Genomic DNA, 16,395 nt, shown 5'->3' with positions numbered 1-16,395 from the left:
GGACGTCGGGTGCCCCGGCGGCCCCGGCGGACGCGCCCGCCCGGACATCGGGCGCGCCGGCGGATGTCCCGTACGAGCCGCAGCGGCCGCCGATCGAGGGCGGACGACGGGCCCGGCGCAGCGGGGACACCGGCCGCCATCCGGTCCAGCCTCCGGCCGCCGCGCCGGACAAGCCCCTCTCGGAGGCCGGGCGCGAGGCCGTCGACGCCGGCGAGATGACCGTTGAGCAGGCGCTGGCCGCTCGCGATCTGCTGATGGGCCAAGCCAAGAACATGGTGGCCATGATGGAGTCCCGGCAGGAGCAGGACCCGCATGACGTGGACCTGGAACTGCTGGCCCAGCAAAAGGCCCTCGCCGAGCGTGCCGCCGTCCTGAACCGCAGGGCCGCGGACAAGAAGCGGCTCAGCGACGAGAACGAACAGCGCCGGCACACGGCCATGGAGCGGCCGGCGGCGGACATTGCCTCCGCACCGATGGAATTCGTGGCCGTCCCGGGGACCGACCGGCACGAGCTCCGGCCGTCGTCGACGTCCTACGTTCCGGTGGTGACGACGCCGGCTCCGGCCCAAGCGCCGCCCACTCCGGCGAAGCCTACTCCGGCGCAGGCGCCGCCCGGCCGGCAGCAGGCTCCCGCTCGCCGGAAGCCGGCACCGGAAACGGTCAAGCCGCAACCACCGGCGGCGACGCAAGCTGTGCCGGCGGGATCAGGGAAACCTGCAGGGCAGGACCGGAAACCGGCTCCGGCACCGTTGGACACGGCCGCATCGGCGCCGCCGCGATCGAAGATCCTGGCCCAGGCCGAAGCACTGGCCGAAGGGCGCGGTGCCACCATCCATCCGCTCAAGGCCAGCAGTGCCTACGGGCTGGATCCCCTCGATGCCCGGACGGCAGGGCTCGACCGGCTCCGTCGGGTGAGGCTTGCGGTCGGTGGTGCGCTGGTGGTTGGCGCCGCCGCCTTCGCGGCGGGGATTGCCATGATGCTCGGTATCTTTGGCGGCTAAAGCCGCCGCTCATTCGCTGGTTCACATTCCAAGGAGACACATGACCGCACCCGAGAGCTCAATCGCCATTGCGCGCACTGCCGCGAAGGCAGCCAGCGACAAAATCGCCGAAGACATCGTCGCCATCGACGTCAGCGAACGGCTGGCCATCACCGACGTGTTCCTCATCGCCTCGGCACCCACCGAGCGGCAGGTCAACGCCATCGTCGACGGCATCGAAGAGGAACTGCACAAGCAGGACCTGCGCCCGGTCCGCCGCGAAGGCCGGTCCGAGGGGCGCTGGGTGCTGCTCGACTACGCGGGCGTGGTCATCCACGTCCAGCATCAGGAAGACCGCGTCTTCTACGCCCTGGAGCGGCTGTGGAAGGATTGCCCCTTCATCGACTTGCAACTGGACGCGAAGCCCGCGTCGACGGACACGGAGTAGCCGGGCCGACGGGCCCGGGCGGCCGGAACCAATCCTCCGGCTGCCGGCTGCCCGGAACCACCCGCTGATTTGGAATCCGTGCGGGTCTCTGCATAGAATATTCAAGTTGCTTCGAAGGAAGCGGCACGGAATCCGCAAGGATAACGGGGCTGTGGCGCAGCTGGTAGCGCACCTGCATGGCATGCAGGGGGTCAGGGGTTCGAGTCCCCTCAGCTCCACTCCGTGAACCACCATCGGTGATATTCACGCAGCGGAATATAACGCCGGTTCGGCGAATCATTCCATTCCAGGGGCTGTGGCGCAGCTGGTAGCGCACCTGCATGGCATGCAGGGGGTCAGGGGTTCGAGTCCCCTCAGCTCCACCCATCAGAAAAGGTCCGGCGCAAACAAACTGTTTGCGCCGGACCGTTTTCATCTCAGCCGAGCGGCCAACTTCTCGTGTCCGCCAACGGCCCTTCCGAGGCGGCCGCCGGCCGCGGCGACCGGTGCCTCCATGCCCCTCGTACCGAGCACCGACGAGAGTCGCCCGACCGAACGCCTGTTGCGCATCACGCGTCCCTGTGCGGAGCACGGTACTTTACGTCTGCGGGTGGTCACGATGCCATAACTCCTCGAAATCCGCGCTAATTCAATGGCAAAGCACTGATAGCCAGCATTTCCGCGGCCCGTTTGAGCCGTGATTCAGCTGTGGGCGAACGGCCGATTGCTACGGTTGGGACAGAAACAACCAGTCAACGATAAGCCTGGGGACAAGGCGGCACCGAGCCGTCGCAATGAGCTGGATGTCGAACTGACGGTTGGGGGTAGCGTCCCGCCATCGCCTTGGCGAGACCGTCTTCCTCTGCGCCGTGATCGCGGCAGCCGGAGCCTTAGGGTTCGACGCTTGCCGTTGTCCGCAGGACCAAGCACACCAATCGCTGCAAAGCCGCGCGATCCAGGCGGCGCCGCAGCGTAGACGGGCCGTGAGTGAACGAACAAGTTGCGCTGAGCGTACAGAATGTCTACAAGGTCTTCGGCAAGCGTCCCGCCGAGGCCGTCAAGCGCCTCAAAGCCGGAAAGACGCGCGAGGAAGTGTCCTCCCTGGGCACGGCCGCCGTAATTGACGCGTCGTTTGATGTCCGGGCCGGCGAGATCTTCGTGGTCATGGGGCTGTCCGGTTCCGGCAAGTCGACACTGATCCGTACCCTCAACGGGCTGCAGCCGCAGACCGCGGGGAACGTCGTCGTCGGCGGAACGGACATCTCCAAAATCTCCGACAGGGAACTGCGGAAGGTCCGGCAACAGAAAATCTCCATGGTCTTCCAGCATTTTGCGCTGATGCCGCACCGCACCGTGGCGGACAACGCGGCCTACGCCCTGGAAGTCCAGGGCGTCGGCAAGGCCGAACGACTGTCCCGCGCCGAGAAGGTCCTGAAGCTGGTGGGCCTGGACGGCTGGGGGGACAAGTTCCCGTCCGAGCTGTCCGGCGGCATGCAGCAGCGTGTCGGCCTGGCCCGCGCGCTGTGTGCCGAAACCGACATCCTGCTGATGGATGAGGCGTTCTCGGCTTTGGACCCGCTGATCCGGCGTGAGATGCAGGAACAGCTGGTCGGACTGCAGGCCGAACTGGGCAAGACCATCGTGTTCATCACGCACGACCTGAACGAGGCAATGTTCCTCGGCGACCGGATCGCGGTGATGCGTGATGGTCGGATCGTGCAGATCGGCACCCCCGACGACATCCTGACCCACCCGGCCAACGACTACGTGGCCCAGTTCGTACAGGACGTGGACCGAACCCGGGTGCTGACCGCAGGATCCGTGATGGAGCCGGCCCGCGCCGTCGTCAATCTCTCCGGCGGTCCGCGCAACGCCCTGCGCACCATGCGGGACTTGCAGACCTCCGCAGCCTTTGTGGTGGACCGGCGCAGGACCTTCTTCGGCACGGTACGCGACCGCGATGTGATGAACCTGGTGGAATCGCGGGCGCAGGACCTGACGGCCGCCGTGCAGAACGGCAACGGGCCAGTCCGCGCCGAGACCCCGCTGTCGGAGCTGTTCGGCCTGGCGGTGGAAAGCCCCGTGCCGCTGCCGGTGGTCGACGACGAGGGCCGGCTGGTCGGAGCGATCCCGCGCGTGACCCTGCTGGCCGCCCTAGGCAACGTGCCGTCCGCCACCACCGGCATTCCGATCGTGGAAAGCGCGCCCGCGCCCATCCCCGAACAGGAAGTCACCCGGACCCTCAATAAGACCTCTGAGCAAGGAGGAGCCCGATGACGGACCTCGAGTTCCGGATCCCGCTGGGCGACTGGGTGGACGTTGGCCTCGATTGGCTGCTGGCGACCTTTGCGGCGGTCTTTGCCTTCGTCCGCACCCTGTTCCTGGGCGCCTACGACAGCCTGGAATGGCTGCTGATCACCCCTCCCAGCTGGGTGATCATCATCGTTCTTGCCGCCATCGCCTATGCAGCCAAAGGCTGGAAGCTTGCGCTGGGCACCCTGGTCGGTTTCCTGCTGATCGTCGGCGTGAACCAGTGGGAGAACGCCATGGAGTCGTTCGCGCTGGTCATCGTGGCCACCGTCGTGGCGGTTGTCATCAGCGTCCCGACCGGCATCCTCGCCGCCAGCTCCGCCACCGCCTCCGCCGTCATCCGACCGATCCTCGACTTCATGCAGACCATGCCGGCCATGGTCTACCTGATTCCGGCCCTGGTGATGTTCCGGGTGGGCGTGGTTCCCGGCATCATCGCCACCATCATCTTCTCCATGGCACCGGGCGTGCGTTTCACCGAGCTGGGTATCCGCGGGGTGGACAAGGAAGTGGTGGAGGCCGGCTATGCCTTCGGCTCCAGCCCGGGCAGCATCCTGCGCAAGATCCAGCTGCCGCTGGCCATGCCCACCATCATGGCCGGCATCAACCAGGTCATCATGCTGGCCCTGTCCATGGTGGTCATCGCCGGCATGGTCGGTGCCGGCGGGCTGGGCGGCGAAGTGGTCGCCAGCCTGAACCGGATCGACGCCGGCCTCGGGTTTGAGGCGGGACTGGCCGTGGTCATCCTGGCGATCTTCCTGGACCGCGTGACCGCCAGCGTGGGCAAGGCCTCGCAGCCCGGCCAGCGCCGGCGTGCCGGCCGGCTGGCGAAGCGGACCCTGCAGAGTGCGTGACGGCGCCGTCGACAAGACCAATCAACGTGCCCTGGGGCATAACGAAAGGAACAACATGAAGCACTACAGCAAGCTGGCGGCGGTAGCCGCCGTCGCGGCACTCGGACTGACAGCCTGCGGCAGCGGCGGCGGGTCGGAGGATGGCGGCGCAACCGGCGGCCTCGACAACGGGGACCAGCAGGACGTGACCATCGCGGTGTTCAACGGCTGGGACGAGGGCATCGCCGCGTCCGAACTGTGGAAGACCATCCTCGAGGAGAAGGGCTACAACGTCACGCTCGAATACGCCGACCCGGCACCGGTCTTCTCCGGCCTGTCCAGCGGCGACTACGACGTGACGCTGGATACCTGGCTGCCGGTCACGCACGCCAGCTACCTGAAAGAGTACGGCGACAAGATCACCGAACTGGGCCAGTGGAACGACGAAGCGAAGCTGACCATCGCGGTGAACGAGGACGCTCCGATCGATTCCCTCGACGAACTGGCGGCCAACGCCGACCTGTTCGACAACCGCCTGGTGGGCATCGAGCCCGGCGCGGGCCTGACCGAGGCCACCAAGGAGCAGGTCATCCCGACCTACGGCCTGGAGGACATGGAGTACCTGACCTCCTCCACCCCGGCGATGCTCTCCGAGCTGAAGTCGGCTACCGACGCCGGCGAAAACGTGGCGGTCACCCTGTGGCGTCCGCACTGGGCCTACGACGCCTTCCCGATCAAGGATCTGGAAGACCCCGAGGGCACCCTGGGCGGGGCCGAAGGCCTCTACACCTACGCCAGCACCACGTTCGAAAAAGACTTCCCGACCCTGGCGGGCTGGCTGAAGGACTTCAAGATGGATTCGGAAACGCTGTACTCGCTCGAGAACGCCATGTTCAATGAGGCCGACACCGACGACTACGGTCCGATCGTGGAACAGTGGATCGGCGAAAACCAGGAGTACGTGGACGGCCTCACCGCCGGATAGGTCAGCGCAACAGTAACCGACCGCAGCAGCCAGCAGGCGCCGCCGGATCCCGCCCCACGGCGGGGACCGGCGGCGCCTGCCCCGGCGAATCCCTCAGGTGCGCCTGGTCGTGATGCTCATGTCGCGCAGGATCACCGACAGCTGGTCCATGAACAGGCCCAGCTGCGCGTTCTGCCGGTCGTTGATCAGCAGCGCAAAGATGTTCCGTGCCAGCCGGATTTCCGGCACGTCCAGCACCACGATGCCGTTGGGCCCGTCGTGCATGGCCAGTTCCGGCACGAGCGCGGCGCCCAGGCCCGCGGCGGCCATGGCCAAGCTGGCGTTGAAGTCGTCGCAGTAGGCGACCACGCGCGGGTGGAGGTTGCAGCTGGCGAAGAGGCGCTCGATCACGGTGGCGTCCGCCGTGCCGGGATGGTGCATGATCCAGGGCATCTCCGCCAACTGGGAGGCCGTCACCGAAGCCCCGGGCCGGATGCCCCACGATTCGGGCAGCACCACCCTGAAGTTGTCGTCGCCGATCCATTGCCGGCTCACCGTGTTGGGCCACGCCAGCCCGCCCTGGCCCACCTGGAACACCAGGGCGACGTCGAGTCCGCCGCCGGCGCGCAACCCCTGGATCGTCTGGCCCGGCTCGGCGACGGAAACCTTGAGGTTGATCCCCAGGCCCGGCCATCCGGGGGCCTGCAGCAACCGGGGGAGTACGTAGGTGGCCAGGCTGGGAAAGATCCCCAGCCTGACTTCCTGCGTGCTGGTGTCCCGGCTGCGGGCGGTGGCAGCCAGGAGCGCATCGATGTCCGTGAGGACCTTGGCAGCGTGCCGGGACATCACCATCGCCGTCTCGGTCGGCTGGACGCTGCGCGCCGACCGCTCGAACAGCTTGGCGCCCGTCTCGCGCTCCAGCGCGGACATCTGTTGGGAAACGGCCGAAGCCGTATAGCCCAGGTTGGCCGCGGCCGCGGCGAACGACCCGCGCCGGGTCACTTCGAGCAGCGTGCGCAGGTGCACCGTGTTGACCATCAGCCCTCCTGTGGCTCATTCACTCTTGCGCTAAGCCTACCTTGGGCTCTGCTGGGGCCGCCGGGCCGTACCGGGAGGAATGCCGCTGCCCTCCGCAGCGTTGTATTAAGGGTGCCGCGAGCACGCGAGGGGGAGTGTTTCGGGCCCGGACGTGCTGCCCAGGCAGTCCCGGACGTGAATGAAATCGGACCGCGGCGCGTGGCGCCGGCGAAAGCGGCGGGCCGATTGTCCGAGGCGGCCGCTAGAGTCCGGGGCACCAGGAAGCGCCATAGGAGAAACGACGGAAGCCAGGACCACAACATCTAGTGGTCCAGGCCCCTAGGAGCGACACGCCGAGGAAACAGCGACACGAGACTTTCCGAAGTTGTGGGCAGCCCATCCACAGGCTGTGGACGGCGGTCTGGAAACGCCGGAATATCAACTGTTTAACCGCAGAAAATATCCCCATGGGCTGTGGACGAAGGCGGACTCGGAATGACATACTTGTAATACATCATCTTGGGGTTCCGAATGGCCGAGTCCACTAGATGTAGTATTGGAACCGCTGGCGGGCAGCGATCGCGGGTTCTTCTGAGGGACAGCCGCACAGCCAGAAATCAGCAGAACGCCGTACCGAGAATTAGGGGAGAAGGACCATGACTGTAACGGTTTACACCAAACCAGCATGCGTGCAGTGCAATGCCACGTACCGGGCTCTGGACAAGAAGGGCATCGCCTACCAGAGCGTTGACCTGTCCCAGGATCCGGAAGCGCTGGAGCGTGTCCGTTCCCTTGGTTACATGCAGGCGCCCGTCGTCGTCACCGAGCAGGACCACTGGTCCGGGTTCCGCCCGGACAAGATCGAGGAGCTGGCCCAGGCCGCTGCCTCGGTAGCCTGAGCGGATTCGTTCGGAACCAGAACCAAACGCCATGACCGAGCTGCTGATGAGTGAGGCCGCCAGGCGTGAGGCGGGTCCGGCAACCGGCGGGACCGCCGATACGGACCTGATCTATTTCTCCTCAGCCTCCGGCTACACCGACCGCTTCATGCAGAAGCTGGGGCTGCCGGCGGCACGGATCCCGCTGCGCACCCAGCAGGAGACGCTGCACGCGCTCCGGCCGTTCGTCCTGGTACTGCCGACGTACGGCGGCGAATCCGGCCGGAACTCGATTCCGCCACAGGTCATCAAATTCCTCAACCTCGAGGAGAACCGGCGCCTGCTCCGCGGAGTGATCGGCTCCGGCAACACGAACTTCGGCACAACGTACTGCCTGGCGGCGGAGAAAATCGCCGCCAAGTGCCAGGTGCCGCTTCTCTATCGATTCGAACTCATGGGCACGTCCGAGGACGTCGACCGGGTCAAGCAAGGATTGGAACACTTTTGGAAACGACAGTTGCACACGCAGCCGTAGCCGACGCCAAGGCAGAATTGCCGGCGGCTTTTAAGGGACTGGGCTACCACGAACTCAATGCCATGCTGAACCTTTACGGTCCGGATGGGAAGATCCAGTTCGAGGCCGACCGCGAAGCCGCGCGCCAGTACTTCCTGCAGCACGTTAACAACAACACGGTGTTCTTCCATGACCTGGAAGAAAAACTCGACTACCTGATCAAGAACGACTACTACGAGCGCGAGACGCTCGACCAGTACACGATGAACTTTGTCCGGTCGCTCTACGACCGGGCCTACAAGAAGAAGTTCCGCTTCGAGACCTTCCTGGGCGCGTTCAAGTTCTACACCTCCTACACGCTCAAGACGTTCGACGGCAAGCGTTTCCTGGAGCGCTACGAAGACCGTGTCTGCATGGTGGCCCTGCATTTGGCCAGGGGCGACGAGGAACTGGCGAACCGGCTGGTGGACGAGATCATCGACGGTCGCTTCCAGCCGGCCACGCCCACGTTCCTGAACGCGGGCAAGAAGCAGCGCGGCGAGCTGGTCTCCTGCTTCCTGCTGCGCATCGAAGACAACATGGAGTCGATCGCCCGCGGCATCAACTCCGCCCTGCAGCTGTCCAAGCGCGGCGGCGGCGTCGCGTTGTCGCTGACCAACATCCGCGAGCACGGCGCGCCGATCAAGCAGATCGAGAACCAGTCCTCCGGCGTCATCCCGGTCATGAAGCTGCTCGAAGACAGCTTCTCCTACGCCAACCAGCTCGGCGCCCGCCAGGGTGCCGGCGCGGTGTACCTGCATGCGCACCACCCGGACATCTACCGCTTCCTGGACACCAAGCGCGAGAACGCCGACGAGAAGATCCGGATCAAAACACTCTCGCTGGGCGTTGTCGTCCCGGACATCACGTTCGACCTGGCCAAGAAGAACGAGGACATGTACCTGTTCTCCCCGTACGACGTCGAGCGCGTCTACGGGGTCCCGTTCTCGGACATCTCCGTCTCGGAGAAGTACTACGAGATGGTCGACGACAGCCGGATCAAGAAGACCAAGATCAGCGCCCGCGAGTTCTTCCAGACGCTGGCCGAGATCCAGTTCGAATCGGGTTACCCGTACATCATGTTCGAGGACACGGTGAACCGCGCGAACCCGATCCACGGCAAGATCATCATGTCCAACCTCTGCTCGGAGATCCTGCAGGTTTCCTCGCCGTCGCTGTACAACGAGGACCTCACCTACGCCGAGATCGGCAAGGACATTTCCTGCAACCTCGGCTCGATGAACATCGCCAAGACGATGGACTCGCCGGACTTCGGCACCTCCATCGAGACCGCGATCCGCGCGCTCACCGCGGTGTCGGACATGTCCTACATCAACTCGGTGCCCTCGATCGCCGAAGGCAACCTGCAGTCCCACGCCATCGGCCTGGGCCAGATGAACCTGCACGGCTACCTGGCCCGCGAGCGGGTCCATTACGGTTCCGAGGAAGGCCTGGACTTCACCAACATCTACTTCTACACGGTGCTGTTCCACGCGCTGCGTGCCTCGAACAAGCTTGCGATCGAACACCGCCAGACCTTCGGTGGCTTCGAGAAGTCCAAGTACGCCTCGGGCGAGTTCTTCGACAAGTACACCGAGCAGGAATGGGTGCCGCAGACCGACCGGGTCAAGGAACTCTTCGCGCATGTGGAGATCCCCACCCAGGCCGACTGGCGGGAGCTGAAGGCCTCCGTCATGGAGCACGGGATCTACAACCAGAACCTGCAGGCCGTCCCGCCCACCGGTTCGATCTCCTACATCAACAACTCCACGTCCTCGATCCACCCGGTGGCCTCCAAGATCGAGATCCGCAAGGAAGGCAAGCTGGGCCGCGTGTACTACCCGGCTCCGTACCTGACCAACGACAACCTGGAGTACTACCAGGACGCGTACGAAATCGGCTACGAGAAGATCATCGACACCTACGCCGCGGCCACCCAGCACGTGGACCAAGGCCTGTCGCTGACGCTGTTCTTCAAGGACACCGCCACCACCCGCGACATCAACAAAGCGCAGATCTACGCCTGGCGCAAGGGCATCAAGACCATCTACTACATCCGCCTCCGCCAGCTCGCGCTGGAGGGGACCGAGGTAGAGGGCTGCGTCAGCTGCATGCTGTAGCAGCCCGCACCAACTGAAAAGTACGACGGCGGGTGCCCGCCCGCCGTCGTACGGGCACCGACGGGACGCCGGACATCCGGCCACCACCCGCTGGCCCCAGCCGGCCGCACCCCGGCCGGCATTCGGGCACTATGGAACAAGACAGACTTTGGGAAGAAGGGGACGCGATGTCAGCCGAGAAGGTCAAGCTTCTGCACCACGTGGAAGCAATCAACTGGAACCGGATCGAGGACGAGAAGGACGTTGAGGTCTGGAACCGGCTCTGCAACAACTTCTGGCTGCCCGAAAAGGTCCCGCTGTCCAATGATGTGCAGTCCTGGGGCACGTTGACCGAAGACGAAAAGCTGCTCACCATGCGCGTCTTCACCGGCCTGACCCTGCTGGACACGCTCCAGGGAACCGTCGGCGCCGTCAGCCTGATCCCGGATGCGCTGACTCCGCATGAGGAAGCCGTCTACACGAACATCGCGTTCATGGAGTCGGTGCACGCCAAGAGCTATTCGTCGATCTTCTCCACCCTGTGCTCCACCAAGGAGATCGACGAGGCATTCCGGTGGTCCACCGAGAACGAAAACCTGCAGAAGAAGGCCCGGATCATCGAGGGCTACTACTACGGCGACGACCCGCTCAAGCGCAAGGTCGCCTCCACGCTGCTGGAGTCCTTCCTGTTCTACTCCGGCTTCTACCTGCCGATGTACTGGTCCTCACGGGCCAAGCTGACCAACACCGCGGACCTGATCCGGCTCATCATCCGTGACGAGGCGGTGCACGGTTACTACATCGGCTACAAGTTCCAGAAGGGCGTCGAGGGGGAGTCCGAGGCGCGCAAGCAGGAGCTGAAGGACTACACCTTCGAGCTGCTCTATGAGCTGTACGAGAACGAGGTGCAGTACACCCACGACCTCTACGACGCCGTCGGCCTGTCCGAGGACGTCAAGAAGTTCCTGAACTACAACGCCAACAAGGCGCTGATGAACCTGGGCTACGAGGCCATGTTCCCGTCCACCGTCACCGACGTGAACCCGGCCATCCTCTCCGCCCTGAGCCCCAACGCGGACGAGAACCACGACTTCTTCTCCGGCTCCGGCTCCTCCTACGTGATCGGCAAGGCCGTCAACACCGAAGACGAGGACTGGGACTTCTAGCTCTCTCTCTTTCTTTCTTGGGGGATCCCGGCTGTCCCAGCAAGATGGCCGCCTCCGGGTAAAATGAACGACCTATCTGAGCAACGCTCAGGTAGGTCGTTCCTTTAGCGGGCACTGCCTGGGGAATGGCCGGAAGTAACTGGGACAGGCTCGCTGTGACCGGAACAACCAGGTTCCAACTGTGAGGGGCGGAAAATTCCTTGGATCTCTTGGGCGGGTTGAGCCGCGACGAACTCCGCGTCTTCTCTTGGTGTGCGGCGGCCGTCTTTGCGCTAGTGGCCGGCGCCTGGCGTCCGCGCAGGCTTCATTGGACTGCGCTTGGTTCCGTCCTCCTCTTCGCGGCACTCAACGCGGGTGCCGGGATCTACGTCTTGAACCATTTCGGTGATCCACGCTGGTCCGCCGGGGGAGAACCGCCGCTGAGCGCTCCGTCGTTTTCCGGGACGCCTGTCGTGGGGCAGTTTCTGGGTCCGCTGGACACTGCTCTTAATGGAGTCGTCGGTGGCGTGAACGAGTTTCTGGCCTTCAGGCAGGCACTTCCCGTAGCACTGGAGTTCCTTGCCGCGTCCGGCTGGGCCCTGCTGGTGGCGTTCCCGCTGGGCATCCTCGCCGCCGGCATCAGTTACTCCGTGGCCAGGCGCCCGACGGCGCAGTTCGAACAGTATCGTGTCACCGTTGACCTGCTCAAAGATGAGCTCGAGCAGATCAAGCGGCAGATCTCGGCAGGGACATCGGTCGACACGGCACGCCCTCCCGGGGACAGGGTCACTGACGTGCGGCCTGGCTAACCCGCTGCGTTGTGCTTGAGTCCGCCCACCACCCATCATGCAACCCTCCGGACCCACGGCGTCCCGTCTCGGTTTTGGTCAGCCTTCGACTCGTATGTCGGTTTGCAGGTCACGGAGCGAGAGTCGGTCGGTCGCAGTGCGGAAATCTGTGATCACACTATGCTGCGGATTGAACGTTGCTTCCGCCGTGTAGTCCGCATCATCGATGTAAACCATCGAGAGATGGATGCCATCTTCTTGCCGTTCCATGCCCGTGATGCGCTGGTTGTCTTGGTGCCCGCCCCAGATGCGCATGCTGAGGGGATAGAAGAGCTGGATTTCATCAGGAAGCCAGTCCGGTCGTTGGAATCCGAGCGTTTCAATTCTGTTGCCGGTCCTTATGACGCAGCCGTCGGAGGGATTGCACGTGACGCTGCCGCCATCGCCTTCGACGCTCCAGCTGTGATCGCCATCGCTGATGCGGACTCTCGTGCTAACAATGTTTCCTTCGTGGTCGGTCCTGTCCACGACGCCCGACATGGGGTACCGCAGGACCGCATTGCGCACCGCTGACAACAATTCCAGCAATGCTTCGAAGTCTTCGCGCCCGCTCACAACCACCTGCTCTCGACCGCAGAGGCGGCACGTCAGTTTTGAACCGATGGTCCCAACTTAGGCGCAAGGCCCCGTTCATACCAGACAATGTTCTTGATAGTTATCAGCTGGTTCACTCTGGCTCTCTTGGCAGAGTTGATCAAGACGGGGGCAGCGGCGAGTCGCGTCCGGTCCGTCAACGATTGGCGACTTGGCGGTCACTGGTTCTGGTGCCGGAAATAACCTTAATCTGACCATCGACGTTGCTTCCGCCCCTAATCACTTCCTTTGGGTGTGACGTTCTCGCCTGCCTCCTGATATCCCATTCTCAGCTGGGAGAAACGGTGCATTTCATCTAAAACCCGTAACAATACACCCTGAATTCAAGAGGGTAGAGGGACTGGCTAAAAACCTTTGACAGTCGGAAAACCGCAGACGTAGGGTGGGCGCACTGTGCGCCTTGCTGGGGGAGGAACGCAGGGACCGTGGTTCTCTCAACGGACCTGTCGCCACTACGGCATCCAACGGACATTCGTGCAGGATGAGCGACCAGCCCTCCTGCTGCCCAGGAGACCCCATCATGAACCGCAAAAAAGCACTGCGATTGCCCATTTTCTTTACAATCTTCCTCGCTGTGGGGGCCGCTCCCGCCGCTGCGACGCCCGAGGAGGAAGCCCCCGCCCCCTGGCCTCCCCCGGACACCGGCGGCCATTACCTGCCAGTTCCGGAAGAATATTACGACCCGATTGAGATCAAGGCCTGCGGCACCACCGTCACCATGGAATCCGGAGATGTCCGGGAAGTTCATTACAAGTCCCGGGTGAAGCAGAACGGGGCAACTTCGCTGAAGTTCAAAGGCGATGCCACCGTTGACCTGACCCGCGCCACGGACGGCGCCTTCATTGACGAACTCGACATTTCCGGAACGCTTTATCAATACATTTCAGCCGATGAACTCACCACGGTGGAACTCCTCAGCGCCAACTCGATCGTGGCAGCAGCGAACCCCGAAGAAGCCGAAAAGATGGCCGACGAAGGGCTGCCGGAGTTCGCTTACTACACACGGGGGTGGCTGGGGTTCTACAGTCAATTCTCTGAGGACCCCGAGGTGATGGAGCCAATCGCTTCCGATATCGTGCTGAACACCACCCGGCACGTGCACGACGTGTGCGCAATGCTGGATGAGGCGGCCTGGGAATAACCAGCCCACCACCCGCTCCAAGTATTTGAAGGATAGGAGGCTAGCCCAGGTTCAGGTTTTGCAGCTCACCTCCTTGCTGCCGACGGAGGAAAGGACACCCTGCCCGACCGCCATTCCCTAGCAGGGACTGCAAGCGAAAAGCGGCCTCTTCGAACTGACGGGTTGGGGCTTCTCAGCTCTTTTAGTTCTCCTGCCGTGCGGAGCGCCCATGTGCCAGCCCGGTGGGAATGCCAAGGAACGCCGGCTCGGAAGCAGCGCAGCAGGCTTCGTCGGGCCCGGTGGCCGCTGCCGTTGTGTAACAGCTGCCGCCGAGGTCGGTGGAGCAGACGCCGGTTTCCGGCAGGACGAGTTCGACGTTGTCTGCTGCCTCCTGATCGCATGCGAGGGCAGCCGCGATGGAGCGGACCTGTTCGTAGCCGGTGGCCATCAGGAACGTCGGCGCGCGGCCGTAGGATTTCATCCCCGTGATGTAGAAGTCTTTCTCCGGGTGGGACAGGAGTCTGGCGCCGTGGGGTTCGACGGTGCCGCAGCTGTGGAATTCGGGATCGATGAGCGGGCCGAGCTCCCGCGGTGCTTCCACCGCAGGGTCCAGGTCCAGCCGGACTTCGCGCAGCATCTCCAGGTCCGGGCGGAATCCGGTGGCCGGCACCAGCAGGTCCACGTCCAGCTGTGCCGGTCCGTCAGGGGTGGTTCCGAGGACGGCGAGCGTGTTGGCGCTCTTGAAGCCGGTGATCGTGAACGAGGTGTGCAGCTCGATGGCTCCGTCCTCGACCAGGGCGCGCAGCCGCGAGCCGAGTGCTCCGCGGGCCGGCAGGCCGTCGAGGTCGCCGCCCCCGTACAACGTGGCGGCTGAGTTGCGGCGGATGGCCCAGCTGATCCGGGTTCCGGGTTCCTGCGCCGTCAGCTCGCCCAGCGACAGCAGGGTGTTGGCGGCCGAGTGCCCCGCACCGACGACCAGGACGTGTTTGCCGGCAAAGCGTGCCCGGTCGCGTCCGGTGACATCGGGCAGCGGGTCGGCGATGAAGCCCGCCGCGCGGGCTTCATCCTCCCCTTCGGCTTGAAGGCCGGCCTGCCCCAGCGGGTTCGGGGTGTTCCAGGTGCCGGATGCATCGATGACGCCGCGGACACGATGATCGGTGGTCGTGCCTTCGGCGTCTTCGACCCGGACCAGGAACGGGGTGGTCTCCCGGCCGCGGGAGTGGGTCTTGTCCATGCCTTCACGACTAATGGCGATGACCCGGCAGGAGGTCCGCAGGGCGCCGGCGATCGCGGGGACCGACGCCAGTGGGTTGAGGTAGTCCCTGATGAGTTCTGCGCCGGTAGGCAGCGCCTCCGGGTCCGGTTCCTGCCAATCCGTTCGGGTGAGCAGTCGGCGTGCGGCGGCGTCGATGTTGTACCGCCACGGTGAGAAGAGCCGGATGTGTCCCCACGCGTCGACTGCCGCGGCAGGCGTGTCACCTGCTTCGAAGATGACCGGCATTAGCCCTCGTTGGAGCAGGTGGGCGGCTGCTGCCAGCCCGACCGGACCGGCACCGACGACGGCGACGGGAAGCTGCAGGGTCTCGGTCTTGGCGGCGGTGTTCTCAGGCATGGGTGCCCTCCTCGACGAGTGCGGTGGCAATACTGTCGGAATCTTCCAGTGCCGCCAGGTAGCGCTCGGCGTCCAGGGCGGCCGAGCAGCCGGTGCCGGCGGCGGTGATCGCCTGCCGGTACCGGTGGTCCACGGCGTCACCGCAGGCGAAGACGCCCGGGAGGTTAGTGCAGGTGGTAGGGGCGTCAACCTTGATGTAGCCCTCGTCGTCGAGGTCGATTTGCCCCTTGACCAGGTCGGTGCGGGGCAGATGCCCGATGGCCACGAAGATCCCGGTCGCACCCACTTCTCGGGTCGCTCCGGTAACGGTGTCTGTCAGGGTCACGCCGGTGACCTTGCCGTTGCCGTGGATCGCGGTGACGGAACTGTTGTATTCGAAGCGGATCTTTTCGTTGTCCTTCGCCCGCTGCGCCATGATCTTCGATGCCCGGAGGGCGTCGCGGCGTACGACGACGGTAACGGACTTGCCGAAGCGGGTCAGGAACAGGGCTTCTTCCATGGCCGAGTCGCCGCCGCCGACCACGATGATGTCCTGTTCACGGAAGAAGAAACCATCGCACGTGGCGCACCAGGACAGGCCGTGTCCGGAGAATTTTTTCTCTTCCGGCAGGCCTAGTTCCTTGTAGGCGGATCCGGTGGCCAGGATGACCGCAGGCGACTCATGGGTCTGACCGGCTCCGGTAGTCACCCGCTTGAGGTGGCCCTTCAGAACAACCTCAGTGACGTCGTCGAAGACTATGCGCGCGCCGAACTTCTCAGCCTGTTTCTGCAGCCCTTCCATGAGCTCGGGTCCCTGAATGCCGCCCGGGAAGCCGGGAAAGTTTTCTACCTCCGTGGTGTTCATCAGCGCTCCACCGGCAGTGACAGACCCTGCCACGACCAAGGGGTTCAGTCCCGCGCGGGCGGCGTAGATCGCGGCTGTGTAGCCGGCGGGGCCGGACCCGATGATGATCAGCTGTTCGGTTTGGACGTCGGTGTTCACGAAAGTCTCTCCTGGTGCTCTCATTCGGGTTGG

Annotated in this window: 15 protein-coding genes and 2 tRNA genes; 13 read left to right on the top strand and 4 right to left on the bottom strand. The window is 64.3% G+C overall.

All coding sequences use genetic code 11. The features are described 5' to 3' along the window. The 7 genes from AC5RUP_RS16635 to AC5RUP_RS16605 form a co-directional block, all read left to right on the top strand. A partial coding sequence (locus tag AC5RUP_RS16635) for a hypothetical protein (protein ID WP_494158772.1) occupies positions 1-1,001 on the top strand: 1,001 nt, incomplete at its 5' end. A 40-nt stretch (positions 1,002-1,041) separates the two neighbouring features. Beyond that, positions 1,042-1,428 (top strand): ribosome silencing factor, encoded by a 387-nt coding sequence (gene rsfS, locus AC5RUP_RS16630; RefSeq protein WP_493977459.1) that lies wholly within the window; start codon positions 1,042-1,044, stop codon positions 1,426-1,428. A gap of 145 nt (positions 1,429-1,573) precedes the next feature. Then, positions 1,574-1,646, top strand: a tRNA-Ala gene (locus tag AC5RUP_RS16625). 71 nt (positions 1,647-1,717) lie between these two features. Continuing rightward, positions 1,718-1,790 (top strand) — tRNA-Ala (locus AC5RUP_RS16620). Positions 1,791-2,394: 604 nt separating this feature from the next. Beyond that, positions 2,395-3,684 (top strand): quaternary amine ABC transporter ATP-binding protein, encoded by a 1,290-nt coding sequence (locus AC5RUP_RS16615; protein ID WP_494131612.1) that lies wholly within the window; start codon positions 2,395-2,397, stop codon positions 3,682-3,684. Beyond that, entirely contained in the window at positions 3,681-4,571 is an 891-nt protein-coding gene (locus AC5RUP_RS16610; protein WP_494131611.1) for an ABC transporter permease, read from the top strand. The genes AC5RUP_RS16615 and AC5RUP_RS16610 overlap by 4 nt, the downstream gene beginning before the upstream one ends. A 55-nt stretch (positions 4,572-4,626) precedes the next feature. Next, positions 4,627-5,535: a glycine betaine ABC transporter substrate-binding protein gene (locus tag AC5RUP_RS16605; protein ID WP_494131610.1), complete on the top strand. Its 909-nt coding sequence runs from the start codon at positions 4,627-4,629 to the stop codon at positions 5,533-5,535. 93 nt (positions 5,536-5,628) lie between these two features. On the opposite strand, the gene AC5RUP_RS16600 is transcribed toward AC5RUP_RS16605, so the two are convergent. Continuing rightward, on the bottom strand, positions 5,629-6,552 hold the full coding sequence (locus AC5RUP_RS16600) for a LysR family transcriptional regulator (protein ID WP_494131609.1): 924 nt from the start codon (positions 6,550-6,552) through the stop codon (positions 5,629-5,631). A gap of 635 nt (positions 6,553-7,187) precedes the next feature. On the opposite strand from AC5RUP_RS16600, the gene nrdH reads away from it, so the two are divergent. The 5 genes from nrdH to AC5RUP_RS16575 all read left to right on the top strand — a co-directional run bounded on the left by nrdH (position 7,188) and on the right by AC5RUP_RS16575 (position 12,015). Then, positions 7,188-7,430 carry a glutaredoxin-like protein NrdH gene (gene nrdH, locus AC5RUP_RS16595; RefSeq protein ID WP_127513743.1) on the top strand — a complete coding sequence of 81 codons (243 nt, stop codon included), beginning with the start codon at positions 7,188-7,190 and terminating at the stop codon, positions 7,428-7,430. A 46-nt stretch (positions 7,431-7,476) separates the two neighbouring features. Next, complete coding sequence (gene nrdI / locus AC5RUP_RS16590) at positions 7,477-7,944, top strand: class Ib ribonucleoside-diphosphate reductase assembly flavoprotein NrdI (RefSeq protein WP_493977560.1); 468 nt, start codon at positions 7,477-7,479, stop codon at positions 7,942-7,944. 17 nt (positions 7,945-7,961) lie between these two features. Next, complete coding sequence (nrdE, locus tag AC5RUP_RS16585) at positions 7,962-10,082, top strand: class 1b ribonucleoside-diphosphate reductase subunit alpha (RefSeq protein WP_493977561.1); 2,121 nt, start codon at positions 7,962-7,964, stop codon at positions 10,080-10,082. 167 nt (positions 10,083-10,249) lie between these two features. Further along, positions 10,250-11,227 (top strand): class 1b ribonucleoside-diphosphate reductase subunit beta, encoded by a 978-nt coding sequence (gene nrdF, locus AC5RUP_RS16580; protein ID WP_493999860.1) that lies wholly within the window; start codon positions 10,250-10,252, stop codon positions 11,225-11,227. A 506-nt stretch (positions 11,228-11,733) separates the two neighbouring features. Beyond that, a complete protein-coding gene (locus tag AC5RUP_RS16575; protein ID WP_494131607.1) occupies positions 11,734-12,015 on the top strand; it encodes a hypothetical protein in 282 nt (93 codons plus the stop codon). Positions 12,016-12,093: 78 nt separating this feature from the next. On the opposite strand, the gene AC5RUP_RS16570 is transcribed toward AC5RUP_RS16575, so the two are convergent. Further along, positions 12,094-12,609: a hypothetical protein gene (locus AC5RUP_RS16570; protein WP_494131606.1), complete on the bottom strand. Its 516-nt coding sequence runs from the start codon at positions 12,607-12,609 to the stop codon at positions 12,094-12,096. Positions 12,610-13,168: 559 nt separating this feature from the next. On the opposite strand from AC5RUP_RS16570, the gene AC5RUP_RS16565 reads away from it, so the two are divergent. Continuing rightward, entirely contained in the window at positions 13,169-13,789 is a 621-nt protein-coding gene (locus AC5RUP_RS16565; protein WP_494069139.1) for a hypothetical protein, read from the top strand. Between the two features lie 181 nt (positions 13,790-13,970). Here AC5RUP_RS16565 and AC5RUP_RS16560 read toward each other — a convergent pair whose 3' ends face one another. Both AC5RUP_RS16560 and trxB read right to left on the bottom strand, forming a co-directional pair. Next, positions 13,971-15,380, bottom strand: coding sequence for an NAD(P)-binding protein (locus tag AC5RUP_RS16560; protein WP_494153403.1), 1,410 nt, complete (start codon positions 15,378-15,380; stop codon positions 13,971-13,973). Then, positions 15,373-16,386, bottom strand: coding sequence for a thioredoxin-disulfide reductase (gene trxB, locus AC5RUP_RS16555; RefSeq protein ID WP_494153402.1), 1,014 nt, complete (start codon positions 16,384-16,386; stop codon positions 15,373-15,375). The genes AC5RUP_RS16560 and trxB overlap by 8 nt, the downstream gene beginning before the upstream one ends. Between the last annotated feature and the right edge of the window lie 9 nt (positions 16,387-16,395).

It is taken from the genome of Arthrobacter sp. Y3223151 (assembly GCF_059091125.1).
This window is presented reverse-complemented; position numbering and strand designations above follow the sequence as displayed.

Coding starts and splice junctions, on each gene's coding strand:
- rsfS (WP_493977459.1), top strand. CDS start 1,042: ATGACCGCACCCGAGAGCTCAATCGCCATTGCGCGCACTGCCGCGAAG.
- AC5RUP_RS16610 (WP_494131611.1), top strand. CDS start 3,681: ATGACGGACCTCGAGTTCCGGATCCCGCTGGGCGACTGGGTGGACGTT.
- AC5RUP_RS16605 (WP_494131610.1), top strand. CDS start 4,627: ATGAAGCACTACAGCAAGCTGGCGGCGGTAGCCGCCGTCGCGGCACTC.
- AC5RUP_RS16600 (WP_494131609.1), bottom strand. CDS start 6,552: ATGGTCAACACGGTGCACCTGCGCACGCTGCTCGAAGTGACCCGGCGC.
- nrdH (WP_127513743.1), top strand. CDS start 7,188: ATGACTGTAACGGTTTACACCAAACCAGCATGCGTGCAGTGCAATGCC.
- nrdI (WP_493977560.1), top strand. CDS start 7,477: ATGAGTGAGGCCGCCAGGCGTGAGGCGGGTCCGGCAACCGGCGGGACC.
- nrdF (WP_493999860.1), top strand. CDS start 10,250: ATGTCAGCCGAGAAGGTCAAGCTTCTGCACCACGTGGAAGCAATCAAC.
- AC5RUP_RS16565 (WP_494069139.1), top strand. CDS start 13,169: ATGAACCGCAAAAAAGCACTGCGATTGCCCATTTTCTTTACAATCTTC.
- AC5RUP_RS16560 (WP_494153403.1), bottom strand. CDS start 15,380: ATGCCTGAGAACACCGCCGCCAAGACCGAGACCCTGCAGCTTCCCGTC.
- trxB (WP_494153402.1), bottom strand. CDS start 16,386: ATGAGAGCACCAGGAGAGACTTTCGTGAACACCGACGTCCAAACCGAA.